The organism is Vibrio sp. R-1, assembly GCF_035615595.1.
Classification (GTDB): domain Bacteria; phylum Pseudomonadota; class Gammaproteobacteria; order Enterobacterales; family Vibrionaceae; genus Vibrio; species Vibrio cholerae.
Genome location: NZ_WPDC01000019.1, coordinates 22,777 through 37,882 on the forward strand (window position 1 = coordinate 22,777; position 15,106 = coordinate 37,882).

13 protein-coding genes are annotated in these 15,106 nt (G+C 48.2%); 8 read left to right on the forward strand and 5 right to left on the reverse strand.

Annotation, left to right across the window (positions count from 1 at the left end):
• Positions 1 to 94: 94 nt before the first annotated feature.
• Positions 95 to 1,651 (forward strand): PAS domain-containing methyl-accepting chemotaxis protein, encoded by a 1,557-nt coding sequence (locus GOU96_RS06445; protein WP_138040082.1) that lies wholly within the window; start codon positions 95 to 97, stop codon positions 1,649 to 1,651.
• Between the two features lie 364 nt (positions 1,652 to 2,015).
• Complete coding sequence (locus tag GOU96_RS06450; RefSeq protein ID WP_042989208.1) at positions 2,016 to 3,344, forward strand: MATE family efflux transporter; 1,329 nt, start codon at positions 2,016 to 2,018, stop codon at positions 3,342 to 3,344.
• A 42-nt stretch (positions 3,345 to 3,386) separates the two neighbouring features.
• Here GOU96_RS06450 and GOU96_RS06455 read toward each other — a convergent pair whose 3' ends face one another.
• The gene (locus GOU96_RS06455; RefSeq protein WP_001141132.1) at positions 3,387 to 4,196 is read right to left on the reverse strand and encodes an AraC family transcriptional regulator; all 810 of its coding nucleotides are present in this window, start codon (positions 4,194 to 4,196) and stop codon (positions 3,387 to 3,389) included.
• Between the two features lie 86 nt (positions 4,197 to 4,282).
• Between GOU96_RS06455 and GOU96_RS06460 the strand changes: the two genes are divergently transcribed.
• Both GOU96_RS06460 and GOU96_RS06465 read left to right on the forward strand, forming a co-directional pair.
• Positions 4,283 to 4,525, forward strand: a complete 243-nt coding sequence (locus GOU96_RS06460; protein ID WP_042989206.1) for a hypothetical protein — start codon at positions 4,283 to 4,285, stop codon at positions 4,523 to 4,525.
• Between the two features lie 62 nt (positions 4,526 to 4,587).
• Positions 4,588 to 5,280, forward strand: a complete 693-nt coding sequence (locus GOU96_RS06465; RefSeq protein WP_042989205.1) for an MOSC domain-containing protein — start codon at positions 4,588 to 4,590, stop codon at positions 5,278 to 5,280.
• 93 nt (positions 5,281 to 5,373) lie between these two features.
• Here GOU96_RS06465 and GOU96_RS06470 read toward each other — a convergent pair whose 3' ends face one another.
• The 4 genes from GOU96_RS06470 to GOU96_RS06485 form a co-directional block, all read right to left on the reverse strand.
• On the reverse strand, positions 5,374 to 6,699 hold the full coding sequence (locus GOU96_RS06470; RefSeq protein WP_080308814.1) for a DEAD/DEAH box helicase: 1,326 nt from the start codon (positions 6,697 to 6,699) through the stop codon (positions 5,374 to 5,376).
• Between the two features lie 116 nt (positions 6,700 to 6,815).
• Positions 6,816 to 8,006, reverse strand: coding sequence for a mannonate dehydratase (uxuA, locus tag GOU96_RS06475; RefSeq protein ID WP_000438600.1), 1,191 nt, complete (start codon positions 8,004 to 8,006; stop codon positions 6,816 to 6,818).
• A gap of 126 nt (positions 8,007 to 8,132) precedes the next feature.
• A complete protein-coding gene (locus tag GOU96_RS06480) occupies positions 8,133 to 8,924 on the reverse strand; it encodes an FCD domain-containing protein (RefSeq protein ID WP_000877540.1) in 792 nt (263 codons plus the stop codon).
• A gap of 107 nt (positions 8,925 to 9,031) precedes the next feature.
• Positions 9,032 to 10,015: a TRAP transporter substrate-binding protein gene (locus GOU96_RS06485; RefSeq protein WP_033927872.1), complete on the reverse strand. Its 984-nt coding sequence runs from the start codon at positions 10,013 to 10,015 to the stop codon at positions 9,032 to 9,034.
• 322 nt (positions 10,016 to 10,337) lie between these two features.
• Here GOU96_RS06485 and GOU96_RS06490 point away from each other — a divergent pair, with 322 nt between their 5' ends.
• The 4 genes from GOU96_RS06490 to uxaC are packed head-to-tail and all read left to right on the forward strand — an operon-like array spanning position 10,338 to position 15,106.
• On the forward strand, positions 10,338 to 10,853 hold the full coding sequence (locus GOU96_RS06490; RefSeq protein WP_001038355.1) for a TRAP transporter small permease: 516 nt from the start codon (positions 10,338 to 10,340) through the stop codon (positions 10,851 to 10,853).
• 11 nt (positions 10,854 to 10,864) lie between these two features.
• Positions 10,865 to 12,166 (forward strand): TRAP transporter large permease, encoded by a 1,302-nt coding sequence (locus GOU96_RS06495; protein ID WP_000455168.1) that lies wholly within the window; start codon positions 10,865 to 10,867, stop codon positions 12,164 to 12,166.
• A 51-nt stretch (positions 12,167 to 12,217) separates the two neighbouring features.
• Positions 12,218 to 13,681, forward strand: a complete 1,464-nt coding sequence (locus tag GOU96_RS06500) for a mannitol dehydrogenase family protein (protein WP_042989203.1) — start codon at positions 12,218 to 12,220, stop codon at positions 13,679 to 13,681.
• Between the two features lie 12 nt (positions 13,682 to 13,693).
• On the forward strand, positions 13,694 to 15,106 hold the full coding sequence (gene uxaC / locus GOU96_RS06505) for a glucuronate isomerase (protein ID WP_042989201.1): 1,413 nt from the start codon (positions 13,694 to 13,696) through the stop codon (positions 15,104 to 15,106).

Genomic DNA, 15,106 nt, shown 5'->3' on the forward strand with positions numbered 1-15,106 from the left:
CAACATAACCCCATCTATACGTTAAAGACAACGATAATCACAATCACAACGCACAGTATTTGGCGCAACAGGAACTATTGAATGGAGCTCTTTTATGCGCAATAACCAACCGGTTACTCAAAAGGAAGTCACCTATCCACCTCACTTCAACCTTTTGTCAACCACTACACTCAGCAGTCATATTAAATACGCCAGTAAAGAATTTTGCGATGTCGCAGGTTACACGCTTGATGAGCTCGTAAACCAACCACATAACATGGTTCGCCACCCCGATATGCCGCCTGAAGCGTTTAAAGACATGTGGGAACACCTCAAGGCGGGCAAATCTTGGATGGGAATGGTGAAGAACCGCTGCAAAAATGGCGACCATTATTGGGTGGATGCCTTTGCTTCACCGATTAAAGAAAATGGCAAGGTAGTGGAATACCAGTCGGTTCGTTTATGCCCGAGCCGTCAGCATGTCGATAATGCGGATAAGCTTTACAAACAGATTAAAGCAGGCAAAACACCTTGGCAGTTAAAAATGCCACGCACTCGCCTATGGCAGCGTTTAGGTCTCGGTTTTATCGTAGCGGCAGGCATCAGTTTTGCGGCGGATCGTTTCTTTGCCGGTGCAGGTCTGCCATTGATGCTTGTGTTAACCATCCTCATGGCCTATCAATTTACTCGCCGCTTAGAAAGCCTTTCACAAGAAGCGCGCAAAGTCTTCGATAACCCACTGATGGAACTGGTTTACAACAGTCGAGTCGACGATTTATCTGAGATTCAACTCGCGATGAAAATGCGCCAATCCGAAATCAATGCGGTGGTGGGTCGCATTCAAGACTCGAGTATTCAAATTGGGGAAGCGGCGAAAATGTCATCCCAAAACAGTGCAAGAACGGCGGGGAATCTGGATACTCAAACTCGCGAAACTGAACAGTTAGCCACTGCCATTACCCAAATGAATGTCACCGCGACTGAAATTGCACAAAACGCCCAAGCCGCTTCTGATGCAACAACACATGCCAAAAATGCCGCTCGAGATGGTATGCATGCGGTCGAACAAACGGTTGATGCGATTGGTGAGATGGCAAGCCAACTGAAAACCGCGTCTTCTGTGATTGAGCAACTCTCTTCACAAAGTGCGATGATTGGTCAAGTTATGGAAGTGATTCAGAGTATCGCAGAACAAACCAACCTGTTAGCACTGAATGCGGCCATTGAAGCGGCACGTGCAGGCGAACAAGGGCGAGGTTTTGCTGTGGTTGCCGATGAAGTTCGTAAACTGGCTCAGCGCAGCACAGAATCAACGGAAGAAATTAAAGAAGTCATTACGTCCATTCAAACCAGTACTCGTAATGCCGTGAATACCATTGAGCAAGGTAACAAACTCTCCGTCTCTTGTGTGGAAAGTGCGCACGTATCAGGTGATAAATTGACAGCCCTGCTTTCACAGGTTTCAGATATTACGATGCGTAATGAGCAAATCGCGACCGCCATAGAAGAGATGGTCAATGTAACGGAAGATATGAACCGTAGTGTGCAATCCATCAGTGATGTCTCAACAGAAACACTAGGATTAGCCGAAAATACTCAAAATGAGTGTCGTCAATTGGCAAACAATCTTGCCCAGCAAACCAGCTTGGTTGCACAGTTCCGCCGGGTATAAACCAGAGTAAAGGATATTTAATCCGCTCGCTGGGTAATCTCAAACGACTTGGCATTACAGCCTCAAGTCAGAAGGGTATGTAAGTGATAGAAAATCTCGCCCCAAGATCGCTTGGGGCGAGTTTTTTAGCGTAAGCTCTCTTGATGAAAACGTAACATTTTCATCACAGTCACACATTCCTTCTTGTGAAAAGCCATTTCACCCCAACATAAGGTCTATGCCCAAACGACCTGGAGTTGCAGGTAGACGGTCAGTGAACTCATCCCTATGAGCATTGAGACACTCTATGCTTGAGGTGAATTCAATTAACCACTGTGGCTCCACAAGTAAGGGGGGTATTCTCCCCCATTAAGCGCGAGTGTATATGCAAACTTCAACGTCTTCTTTAGCCAAGCAGTTATTTCAGATGACTTGGCCTATGATGTTTGGCGTCCTGTCACTGATGAGCTTTCAGCTAGTTGACAGCGCTTTTATCGGCCAGCTCGGGGTTCTACCTCTTGCGGCTCAAGGCTTTACCATGCCGATTCAGATGGTGATCATCGGTATTCAAGTCGGTTTAGGTATCGCCACCACAGCGGTGATTTCTCGAGCCATCGGTGCAGGAAAAACCGAATACGCTAAACAGTTAGGTGGTTTGGTGATCATCATCGGTGGTATTGGCGTAGCACTGATAGCCCTTGTGCTTTACCTATTACGCCAACCTTTGCTTGGCCTGCTCGGCGCCTCGGAAACCGTCTTTGCCATCATAGATCACTACTGGCTCTGGTGGCTTGCCAGTGCATGGACAGGCGCTATGCTCTACTTCTATTACAGTGTCTGCCGCGCCAATGGCAATACTCTACTGCCAGGCACTTTGATGATGGTGACCAGTGTGCTCAACCTCATCCTCGACCCGATTTTTATCTTTACCTTCGACCTTGGGATTGATGGTGCAGCGATCGCGACCATTATTGCTTTTGGCGTCGGTATCGCTATCGTCGCACCTAAGGTTGCCCAGCGCCAATGGACGAGTTATCAGTGGCAAGATCTGAATATCTCGCAAAGCCTCACTGCGCTTGGCCATATCATGGGACCGGCGATGTTAAGCCAACTGTTACCCCCGCTCTCTTCGATGTTTGCCACCAAATTACTGGCAAGTTTTGGTACTGCCGCCGTCGCCGCATGGGCACTTGGCTCACGCTTTGAGTTTTTCGCCTTAGTGGCCGTGTTAGCTATGACCATGTCACTGCCGCCTATGATTGGTCGCATGTTAGGGGCTAAAGAGATTACCCATATTCGGCAATTGGTACGGATCGCCTGTCAATTTGTGTTAGGTTTTCAACTGCTGATCGCTCTGGTGACGTATGTTTTTGCCACACCGTTAGCTGAGCTGATGACCAGCGAAACCGAAGTGAGCCAAATACTGAATTTACACTTGGTGATTGTCCCGATCAGCCTCGGCGCACTCGGGATCTGTATGTTGATGGTGTCTGTCGCTAACGCGCTTGGGAAGTCTTACGTGGCTCTGACTATTTCAGCGCTGCGCTTATTTGCTTTTTACTTACCTTGTTTGTGGCTCGGTGCCCATTTCTACGGGATCGAGGGGCTTTTTATTGGTGCGTTAGTCGGCAATATTATTGCTGGTTGGGCATCATGGCTCGCTTATCAAAAAGCTTTACGTCAGCTCGAAGGAGCGCATCACACCTCCACTTAGGTTTCATGAGTAAAAAACACACTACGCTGGTGAAGCTTAAAATTATCCACCATTCACCCTAAATTTCTGAGGAGTAACATCAAAGTAAGCTTTAAACGCTTTGATATAAGAAGAATCATTCTGATACCCGACTTGATCGGCAATCGATTGGATAGAAAAGCCTTCATCAAGCAGTGACAAGGAGCAGATTAGGCGGATTTGCTGCCGCCAGAGTTGAAATGAGGTGTGAAATTCTTTAGCAAACAGGCGTGATAATGTTCGCTCAGAGGCTCCCACTTTTTTCCCCCACTCTTTCAACGACCAATCGAGTGCCGGGCTATCGGTCAACGCCTCAAAGATCAGTCTCAAACGTCGGTCTTCCGGTAAAAGCAACTGAAACGTTTGCACGTTATCCTTCTCAACTTGATCATGCAAAACAGCCAACAAACGGGAGACTTCCTGATGATGAGTACCGTGGCCTTCACACTGTCTTCGGATCTCTTGTAATAGCTCATTTAAAAATGGCGTGAGTGTGATAGTTCGAACTTTAGGCTCATACTGTGCACCCAAGGCCGGATTGAGATAAATACCGACAAAAGTGGTATGAGTGAGTGCGATAGACTCGTGTTGAATTCCCGCTGGCACAAATAAGGCAGAAGTATGAGGCACGAGATGCTGATAGTGATCAGTCTGGGTTTGGAGTAACCCCTTAATCGGAAAGATAATTTGATGCCATGTATGTTGATGTCGCAAATCAACATAGCCTTTAGGCATATCGATTGTTTTAGTCAAAGCGGGCGAACTTGGGTTAGCAGCCATCATTTGATTGGCTGTCATAACACTGGGTTGTGCTTTTATTTGGCGGCTTGGCATTGTTAACTGTCCTTACATCCCTACTCTGACATTATTAACCTAAGCTATGATACACGCCAGATCCAATAAAACCTTGGAGAATACACATGCGGTATCAAGTTGAAATATCCAAAAACAATCAACTGTTATTCAAAGTGGATATAGATAGCATCAACCAAGATCAATGCGAAACATCACTAAACTTAGTCTTAGAAAAGTTCCCGCTAGCGGAAGGCTACCATCACCATGTGCTCTATGCCGACAGCGAAACTCGCTACCTGAAAAGTACCGATAAGAGCATCGAACTTTTAGCGGCAATTCCACTGTTTAAGTCATTAGGTGAACGTTAACTTTATAAACGTTTGCTCAGTCTGTACCAGACTGGATTGGGCGAAAAGAGTTGTGAGGGCATATGAAAAAATTAGGCGTAATAAACTGCATATTAGCAGGTCAAACCGTGGCATTTGCTCATGGTTCACAAAGTGCTATCGATAAGAAAATCATGCACGGAAGACAACGAGTAACTCAACTTGGCTTTATTAACGACCAACAAGGTGATCCACGCTTTCATGGCGGCATTCAAAAAGCACTGCACATTTATCCAAGTGAGCATTATCCCATTTGGCAACAAGAGCTAGGTAACAAACCGATTTTCCAAACGGTTGGAGCCTTTGGTGAAAACCTCAGTTCAACAGGAATAACAGAAGCTTTCATTTGCTTAAAAGATAAGATTCGTATTGGATCTACCCTCCTCGAAGTCTCTCAAGGGCGTATGCCTTGCTGGAAACTTAATGTTCGATTCAACCAAAAAGATATGGCAACGCGGTTGCAAGATACCTTAAGAACAGGTTGGTACTTCCGTGTATTAGAAGAAGGCGATATCGGCGCAGATGATGAGATACTGCTGTGTGAAAGACCCTATCCGAATTGGTCACTGGCTCGGATTATGAGCGCTGTTTTTACTGGTCAGCTTGATGAAGAAGAATTGAGCGACATTGCCCAACTGCCGCTTGTCGAGTCATGGGGCAAGCTGATTGCACACCGTCTAGAAACAGGTCAAGTCGAAGATTGGGAAATGCGTTTGGTTGGCCCAACGGCTAGCTGAGTGCCCGAAAATAAATCAATAAGCCACTCTTTACTCGACAGCTGCAAAGAGTGAGGCTTATTGTTTATCAATTCAAACAAGCCCTCTAACTCGTTATGGCGTGTAGTTAACCCCCCCATTCGTTCGGCGTGATTGGGGCTTCGACTTGCCTTGAAACTGTTTAATACTGCTCTTACTGTTAGTACGACGATTGGCTTGTTTATCACGCGGAGTACGTTTGCTTTCACCCGTTGATGGCTGATCGGTCACTGGGAAACCATCCAGATTCTGCACAGGTAATTGACGTTGGGTTAGGGTACGAATGGCATTCAGTGCATCCATTTCTCCGTGACACACTAACGAGAGCGCAATGCCTTGCTGCCCCGCTCTGGCGGTGCGGCCAACACGGTGCACGTACGTTTCTGCGTGCATCGGCAACTCAAAGTTGATCACAACCGGAAGCTGCTCAATATGAATGCCGCGAGCGAGCAGATCGGTGGCAATCAACACTTGGGTTGAGCCGTTTTTAAATTCTGCCAGTGCCGCTTCACGTTCCGATTGGCTTTTATCACCATGCAGCGCAGTGGTCACTATGCCCGCTTTGTTGAGTTTTTTGGTCAAACTATCGGCATTCTCTTTTGCGCCGATAAACACCAGCACTTGCGGCCATTGGTGCTGCTTTAAAAGGGCTACCAGGGCTTGCGTTTTGCTGCCTTTGTTCACCAAATACAGCGTTTCTTGCACTGCTTGGTTGATGCTATTTTCAGGATTAGCAGAGACTTGGGTTGGCGCACGCATCAATTGCTGCGCTTTAAGTTTCAAATCATCAGAGAAGGTCGCAGAACACATCACGGTTTGGCGCACACCGGCGGTTTGACTGGCTAACGCTTGCACTTGCGGCCAAAAGCCCATGTCGAGCAGACGATCGGCTTCGTCTAACACCAACGTCGTTACGCGGTTCAAGCTCAATCCACTTTGGGTTAAATCGAACAAACGTCCCGTGGTTGCCACCAGAATATTCGGGTTCTCAGCCAGCGCATTTTGCTGCTCAGTCTTATCTACCCCACCGCACAAGCAGAGTGTGTTCAGCCCTAATGCTGTACCAACGTGAGTGAGCACTTCGCTCACCTGCATGGCTAATTCACGCGTGGGTACCAACACTAAGGCTTGCTGCTCAGGGCTAGTTTTTAAACGCTCAAGCAGAGGCAGACCGTAAGCCAACGTTTTACCACTTCCCGTATTCGCCAACGCCAACACATCTTTACCCGTTAACATGGCTGGGATCACCAAAGTTTGAATGGCGGAGGGCTCGGTGATCGCTTTAGGCAGAGCTTGGATTAGATCAGCGCTTAACGCGAGAGAAGAAAATGACATGGGTTGGATACCTGAATATTCAAAAAACAATGTGGGGCGAATTATCGCAGGCGTGGACTTTATCACAAGCGTATTTGAGAAGTGACACTCTTTTCCGCTCAAGATGGCCCAGCGTTAAAACGAAAAACGCAGAGCCAAAGCTCCGCGTTTATGGGGTTGCGCTTTATGTTACTCGCGCCAGATTAGATTTTAGTAAAGAAAGCGCGCTTGAGGGCCATTTCAAGGCCACGCACTTCGGCTAGCCCTTTCAAGCGGCCGATCGCCGAGTAACCCGGATTGGTCTTTTTCTTCAGGTCATCCAGCATTTGATGGCCGTGATCAGGACGCATCGGGATCAAACGATGATCGCCCACTTCGGCGCGGCGGTGTTCTTCATCCAGAATCGCCATCACTACGTTGTACATATCCACATCGCCATCAAGGTGAGCCGCCTCGTGGAATGTCATCGGATTGCTCTCTTCACGTTTGGTTGAACGTAAATGCGTAAAATAGATACGCTCGCCGTGCTTTTTGATCATCTTGACCAGATCGTTATCACCGCGCACACCGTACGAACCAGTACACATGGTTAAGCCGTTCATTTTGCTTGGCACATTTTCGGTCAGCCAATCAATGTCTTCAATCGTTGAGACAATACGTGGCAGGCCAAGGATCGGGCGCGGTGGATCATCAGGATGTACCGCCAGTTTCAAGCCATAAGATTCACAAATCGGCATCAGTTGTGAGAGGAAATACGCCATGTGCTCACGTAACTTGTCTTTGTTAATGCCGGCATAACGATCAAGCTGGGCTTGGAACTCTTCTAAGGTGTAACCTTCTTCCGCTCCCGGTAAACCCGCAATAATGTTATTAGTGAGCTGCTGAATCTGCGCTTCACTCATGTTGTTGAAGTATTCCAAGGCTTGCGCTTGTTCTGCTTCGGTATAATCCGCTGCCGCACCTGGGCGTTTGAGAATATGCAGCTCAAACGCAGCAAACGCGATTTGGTCGAAACGCAGCGCTTTTGAACCATCGGGCATTTCAAATTCCAGATCGGTACGCGTCCAATCCAGCACGGGCATAAAGTTGTAGCAAACCGTATCAATGCCGCATTCCGCTAAATTACGCAGGGTTTGTTTGTAGTTTTCGATCCACTGTTGGTAGTTGCCAGTTTGAGTTTTAATTTCTTCATGGACAGGCACACTTTCCACGACAGACCAAGTCAGCCCTTTCGCTTCAATGATCGCTTTACGTTTTAAAATCTCTTCTTTTGACCACACTTCCCCGTTCGGGATGTGATGCAAAGCATTCACGATGCCCGTTGCGCCCGCCTGACGAATATCGTCTAAAGAAACGGGATCATTCGGGCCATACCAACGCCAAGTTTGTTCCATGACACTCACCTTTTTTAAAACGCACTTATCCCGCTCGAAAATTTCAAGCTCAGTGCGTAACGACTTCTTATTATGCGGTTGCAAAACAACCGCGCTGATCAGTGCCAGCTTACGCTGGCTAGAGGGTTATCTTTTTTCAGCACCCAGTAGAACCACTGGGTTTGAGCTAAATAAGTAACCATCAAAGTTAGGATCGTCGACGTCGGACAACGCCAGCAGGCGCTGCTTTACGTTTTCAAGGTGTTGCCACATGGCACTTTTGGCCGCGATAGGATCTTTACGCTGCAAAGCGGCAAGAATTTTGGCGTGATCGTCAAGCCACTCTTCACGGTAGTCTTGACTGCTGATGTGAGAATGCAGTTTTTTCCACATCGGGCTTTTTTCGCGTCGTTCCCATGATTGTCTCAGCATGTCCACCAGTACAGAGTTTTGGGTTGCCTCTGCAATGCACATATGAAACCTTTCATCACCGTGACACTCTTGCGCGCCACTCACCAGTTCATCACGTTCCAGTTTGAGTGCGGCACGCATCTTCACGATGTCTCCCGGCGTAACTTGCGTTGCAGCAAATTCAGCAATATTGCTTTCGAGCAATTGTCGCGCTTGGAGCATTTCAAACGGGCCAGCATCATCGCTGATCACATTCTCACGAGCGTTATTTTTCGATGGAATATTAATGACATAGACACCCGAGCCTTTTTTCACTTCGACTAAGTTTTCCAGCTCCAACATGATGATGGCTTCACGCACTACGGTACGGCTGATGTCTAAACGTTCAGCAATATCGCGCTCAGGCGGAAGTCTATCCCCCACTTTATAGTGGCCGTTGATCAACTCTTTTCTTAGTACTAAACCAATCTCTTGATACGGTCTTTTCGGTTCAAAAGGCATCATGATGATATTGTCACTGTATTTCATCTCACTACTCACGCCATCATAATGACCAATAATAATTGGTCAACCTATATGTACCAGTATGTGGTAACACCTTGTTTTAATTTTACAATTACGACGATTTTAATGAATTACTGAACGGCTTTAATGCGTTCAACCAACTGATTTAGCTCTGGATTGCTCTTTTCAATCTCTTGATACATTGGTTGAACAGCTTCCACGAAGGCCGCTTTGTTTGGTTCAACAAACGTCACGCCCATTTTTTCTGCTTTGGTGCGCTCTTTCGCTTCCGATTCTGCCCAAAGCTTCTTCATGTATTCCGAAGAATCCGCTGCAGCTTTCATTAAGGCTTTTTGCTGCTCTAGCGTTAACTTGTCGTAAGTCTTAGTTGAAATCACCAGTACATCTGGCACCATGGTGTGTTCGTCTAAGCTGAAGAATTTGGAAACTTCACTGTGACGGCTCAAGCTAAACGATGGAATGTTGTTTTCCGCGGCATCCACTACGCCTTGTTGCAGCGCGGTGTAAAGCTCACCGTAAGCCAGTGGCGTTGGGTTACCACCCAGTGCCTTCACCATAGCGATAGCCGATGGGCTTGGCTGAACACGGACTTTCAACCCTTTCAGATCCGCCGGAGTATTGATAGGTTTACTGGTGTAGAAGCTACGCGCACCCGCATCGTAATAGGTCACGCCAATAAAGCCGCTGCTTGCCGATGAATCGAGGATTTCACGACCAACTTCGCCATCCGTCACTTTGTAGTAATGCTCTTTATCACGGAACAAGTAAGGTAAGTTGAAAGCAGAGTAAGCCGGTGAGAAAGCCTCTAACTCAGCCGCATTGCTTTTCACCATATCAAGTGCGCCGTTTTGCATCAGCTCCATCGACTCACGCTGTGTGCCTAGCTGCGCATCAGGGTAGATACGAATACGCACTTCCCCGCCCGTCAATTCATTCACTTCTTTTGCCATGTAATCCATCGCTTTGTGTACCGCGTGGTCACGAGGGTGGTTATGGCTCAGTTTTAATGTGGTCGCAGCATAAGCAGAAGCTGTGGCGCCGAAGGTCATTGCAGCACCCACAAGGGCACTTAATAGAGTCTTACGCGTCATCATGATTCTTGTCTCCGTGGATTGGTTGTCCAATGTGTAGGGTAATTGTTCTTCTCTAACGAATATTGTTGTTTCGATGGGCATGTTGACCTTCAAAAAAGTCATCGTCAAAACAAAAGTTCAAATTGATTGACCACAATCACACTAACAACCCTCAAATTGGTTAACCAATTCATTTGTGAAGCCGCTCACGTGACAACCAAATCGACTAACTTATAATCCGATCAAAAATACCCTACACATTTTGAGACCACACACAAACACGCAACCAAAAGTGGTAAACCAATTGTTATGCAACACGCGTGTTTATTTTAAGGAAATGAAAATGAATAAATTGGTCACATACATAAACCGAGGATTGGCGGCATTCACCATTTCTCTTTCAAGCTTTCTTGTCTTTTGTGTTGTTTGGCAAGTGCTGTCTCGCTATGTGCTTGGTAAACCAAGTACTGTTACCGATGAACTCGCGCGTTATCTGTTTATGTGGGTCGCTTTGATTGGTGCAGCCTATACCACTGGGCTAAAACGCCATCTTGCGATTGATCTGTTGACCATGAAACTGACGGGAAAACGCAAACTGATTAATGAAATCGTCATCCAAATCGCCATCGCCCTTTTCTCTTATGTCGTTTTGGTTCACGGCGGCACTCAATTAGCCTTAAAAACCTTAGCCACAGGACAATTGACTCCCGCGTTAGGTTTAGAGATGGGCTACATCTATTTCTGCTTACCGATCAGCGGAGCACTGATGATTTTTTATTCCACCATCTTCACTTATGAACGCGTTAAACAGCTCATCCTTGGTGAAGCCCTACTCACCAACTCACCACTTAACTCATAGAGGGTTCCATCATGGAATGGCAATTAATTCTTACCCTGTTTGGTAGCTTCGCCGTTTTACTCGCAATTGGTGTACCGGTTTCATTTGCGATCGGTTTGTCATCGTTAGCCACTATTTTGATGGGCTTACCGCTTGAACCCGCGATTGCGGTGGTTGCACAGCGCATGGCGGCGGGTTTAGATAACTTCGCCTTGTTAGCCATCCCGTTCTTTATTCTGGCAGGCAACATCATGAACCAAGGCGGTATTGCTTTGCGCCTGATTAACTTCGCCAAAGTCTTAGGCGGCCGACTGCCAGGCTCACTCGCCCACGTTAACGTAATGGCGAACATGATGTTTGGTTCGATTTCAGGTTCAGCGGTTGCTTCTGCTGCCGCAGTGGGTGGCACTATGTCTCCGCTGCAAAAGAAAGATGGTTACGATGAAAACTTCTCTGCTGCGGTGAACATCACCTCTTGTCCATCCGGCTTGTTAATTCCACCCAGCAATACCTTGATTGTGTTCTCGCTGGTTTCTGGCGGCACTTCTATCGCGGCTCTGTTTTTAGCAGGCTACATCCCGGGTATTTTGATGGGGCTGAGCATCATGGTCGTGGCTGGCATTATCGCCAAACGCCGCGGCTACCCAGTGGCCGCGCGCCCAACGCTCGCGATGGTGTGGGATACTTTCCTCAAAGCAGCCCCCTCGCTTGCACTGATCATCGTGATCATGGGCGGCATTATCGGCGGAATTTTCACCGCAACGGAAGCGTCTGCGATTGCGGTGGTGTACACCTTTGTACTCGCGGTTTTGGTATACCGTGAAGTCACATGGCGCGACCTGCCCAAAATCGTTCTTGAATCGGCGGTCACCACATCCATCGTACTGCTGTTGGTCGGAGCCTCTATGGGGATGTCTTGGGCGATGGCCAATGCGGATATTCCTTACATGATCGCCGATGCTCTGCTCGCGATTTCTGATAACCCAATGATGATCTTGCTTATCATCAACATCATCCTGTTAATTGTCGGCATCTTCATGGATATGACGCCAGCGGTGCTGATCTTCACGCCAATCTTCCTGCCTATCGCACTCGATATGGGCATCGACCCTGTGCACTTTGGCATCATGATGACCTTCAACTTGGCGATTGGTATCTGTACTCCGCCGGTCGGCAGTGCGCTGTTCATTGGCTGTTCGGTGGCTAATGTGGCGATCGATAAAGTGATTAAGCCTTTGCTGCCTTTCTACGCGGCACTGATCTTGGCACTGATGGCTGTGACCTTTATTCCAGAACTCAGCCTGTTCTTACCCAAACTGGTACTTGGCTACTAACTCTTTCAATGAATCATCCCGCAGAGCGCTCTGCGGGAGAAGGGAAATAAAATGAAAACCATTGCAAACTCCACACTGAATGCTGCTGTTTCACTGCCAGATTACGACCGTTCCGCCCTAAAAAGCCGCATTGTTCACCTTGGTTTTGGCGCTTTCCACCGCGCTCACCAAGCCCTATTCACCCATGAAATGCTCAGCAAAACGGGCTCTGATTGGGGTATTTGTGAGATCAACCTGTTTGGTGGTGAAGATTTAATTCAATCACTGCGCGCGCAAGATCACCTCTACTCCGTCGCGGAAAAAGGCGCGCAATCCACAGAAGTCAAAGTGATCGGCTCGGTGACTGAGTCCCTTCATCCGAATCTGGATGGCATTCCAGCGGTACTGGAAAAAATGGCCGAGCCGCAAGTGGCGATCGTTTCGATGACGATTACCGAAAAAGGTTACTGCGCCGATCCGGCCACTGGCACGTTGGATAAAAACAATCCGTTAGTCATTGCCGATCTGGCGAATCCAAGCGAGCCAAAATCCGCCCTCGGCTACATTGTTCAGGCACTGAAACTGCGTCGCGATCGTGGTTTGAAACCTTTTACTGTGATGTCTTGCGATAACGTGCAAGAGAACGGCCATGTCGCCAAAGCCGCGATTCTCGAATTTGCTCAATTGCTTGACCCACAATTGCGTGACTGGATTGAAACGCATGTGACTTTCCCATGCACTATGGTCGATCGCATTGTGCCTGCCGCGACCGAAGAAACACTCACCGAAATCGCACAGCTGCTGGGCTGTGAAGACCCATGTGGCATCGCTTGTGAACCTTTCCGCCAATGGGTAATTGAAGATCACTTTGTCGCTGGTCGCCCAGATTGGAATGTGGCTGGCGCAGAATTTGTCGCCGATGTCGTACCTTACGAAGAGATGAAACTGCGCATGCTCAACGGCAGCCACTCATTCTTAGCTTACTTGGGCTACTTGGGCGGCTACGCACACATTTCAGACACCATGACGGATGAAGGCTACCGCAAAGCCGCTTTCGATATGATGATGAAAGCGCAAGCTCCATCCCTTACCATGCCAGAAGGCACGGATTTAGCCGGCTACGCCAAGCTACTGATCGACCGTTTCACCAACCCAAGCCTGAAACACAAAACGTGGCAGATTGCGATGGATGGCAGCCAGAAAATCCCACAACGTATGGGCGGCAGCTTACGCTTCCACCTCGCACAAGGCTCTGATTTTTCATGGTTGGCCACCGCGATTGCTGGTTGGATGCGTTACGTGGCTGGCGTTGATGAACAAGGCAACGAGATTGACGTTCGCGACCCGATGGCCGCGACTCTGCGCCAAATTTGCGATGAACATGGCTTAAACGTTTCAGTGGTACCAGCCCTACTCAGTGTCGAAGCGATTTTCCCTGCTGAATTAGGCCAAAACACCAAAGTCATTGAAGCGGTCAACCACGCTTATCAATCTCTACTGGCTCACGGTGCACGCGCCACTGTGGCTGCGTTGTAAGAGGAAGGAACCATGAAGAATTTTTTGTGTGAAGATTTTTTACTCTCCAATGAAACGGCGCGCCGCTTGTACCACGAGCATGCGTTTCACCAACCGATTTATGACTACCACTGCCACCTTAATCCGGCAGAGGTGGCGCAAGATCGTCAGTTCGAGAATTTAAGCCAAATTTGGTTGACCGGCGATCACTACAAATGGCGCGGCATGCGTTCCGCAGGTATTGAAGAGCGTTTGATCACCGGCGATGCGAGCGATTACGACAAATACATGGCGTGGGCGAAAACCGTACCGCAAACCTTAGGCAATCCGCTGTATCACTGGACGCATCTCGAACTGCGCCGTCCATTTGGGATTACGGATACGTTGTTAAGTCCGAAAACGGCCGATCACATCTGGCACCACTGCAATGAACTGCTGGCCACACCAGAGTTCAGCGCTCGTGGCATTATGCAGCATATGAATGTGGTGATGGCTGGAACAACGGATGATCCGATTGATTCACTCGAACACCATAAAGCGATCGCCGAAGATGACACTTTCAATGTGCAAGTGCTGCCCAGTTGGCGTCCGGATAAAGCGTTCAAAATTGAGTTAGCGGGCTTTGTTGATTATCTCAGCCAACTCGGTGCGGTGGCGGATATTGAAATTCGCCGTTTCGGCGATTTACTCAATGCCTTAGATAAACGCTTGGCGCACTTCAATGCACACGGCTGTCGCGCGGCCGATCACGGGATTGAGATGGTTCGTTACGCCCCAATTCCAACCGAGCAGGATCTGGATGCATTGTTAACTCGCCGTTTAAAAGGCGAAGTACTTTCCGAGATCGAATGTGCCCAGTTCTCCACTGCGGTTCAAGTTTGGCTTGGCAAGCGTTATGCACAATTGGGCTGGGTGATGCAGCTGCACATTGGCGCGCAACGTAACAACAACACTCGCATGTTCCAATTGCTGGGCGCCGATGCGGGTTTCGATTCGATTGGCGATAGTCCATTTGCCTTTGAGCTGGCACACCTACTGGACGAAATGGATCAAACCAATGAATTGCCTCGCACGATTTTGTACTGTTTAAATCCGCGTGATAACGAAATGATGGCAACCATGATCGGCAACTTCCAAGGTGGGGGCATTGCAGGCAAAGTGCAATTTGGCTCGGGTTGGTGGTTCAACGATCAAAAAGACGGCATGCAGCGCCAAATGGAGCAGCTCTCGCAGCTTGGTCTGCTGAGTCAATTTGTCGGCATGCTGACTGATTCGCGCAGTTTCCTATCGTACACACGCCACGAATATTTCCGCCGAATCCTTTGTGATATGGTCGGCCGTTGGGCAGAAAATGGCGAAGTACCGAATGATCTCTCCCTGCTTGGCCCAATGATTGAAAACATCTGCTTTGGTAACGCTAAACGCTATTTTGAAGAGAGGGCGTAA

Coding starts and splice junctions, on each gene's coding strand:
- GOU96_RS06465 (WP_042989205.1), top strand. CDS start 4,588: ATGAAAAAATTAGGCGTAATAAACTGCATATTAGCAGGTCAAACCGTG.
- GOU96_RS06445 (WP_138040082.1), top strand. CDS start 95: ATGCGCAATAACCAACCGGTTACTCAAAAGGAAGTCACCTATCCACCT.
- GOU96_RS06500 (WP_042989203.1), top strand. CDS start 12,218: ATGAAAACCATTGCAAACTCCACACTGAATGCTGCTGTTTCACTGCCA.
- GOU96_RS06495 (WP_000455168.1), top strand. CDS start 10,865: ATGGAATGGCAATTAATTCTTACCCTGTTTGGTAGCTTCGCCGTTTTA.
- GOU96_RS06485 (WP_033927872.1), bottom strand. CDS start 10,015: ATGATGACGCGTAAGACTCTATTAAGTGCCCTTGTGGGTGCTGCAATG.
- GOU96_RS06460 (WP_042989206.1), top strand. CDS start 4,283: ATGCGGTATCAAGTTGAAATATCCAAAAACAATCAACTGTTATTCAAA.
- GOU96_RS06450 (WP_042989208.1), top strand. CDS start 2,016: ATGCAAACTTCAACGTCTTCTTTAGCCAAGCAGTTATTTCAGATGACT.
- GOU96_RS06490 (WP_001038355.1), top strand. CDS start 10,338: ATGAATAAATTGGTCACATACATAAACCGAGGATTGGCGGCATTCACC.
- GOU96_RS06455 (WP_001141132.1), bottom strand. CDS start 4,196: ATGCCAAGCCGCCAAATAAAAGCACAACCCAGTGTTATGACAGCCAAT.
- GOU96_RS06480 (WP_000877540.1), bottom strand. CDS start 8,924: ATGAAATACAGTGACAATATCATCATGATGCCTTTTGAACCGAAAAGA.
- uxuA (WP_000438600.1), bottom strand. CDS start 8,006: ATGGAACAAACTTGGCGTTGGTATGGCCCGAATGATCCCGTTTCTTTA.
- uxaC (WP_042989201.1), top strand. CDS start 13,694: ATGAAGAATTTTTTGTGTGAAGATTTTTTACTCTCCAATGAAACGGCG.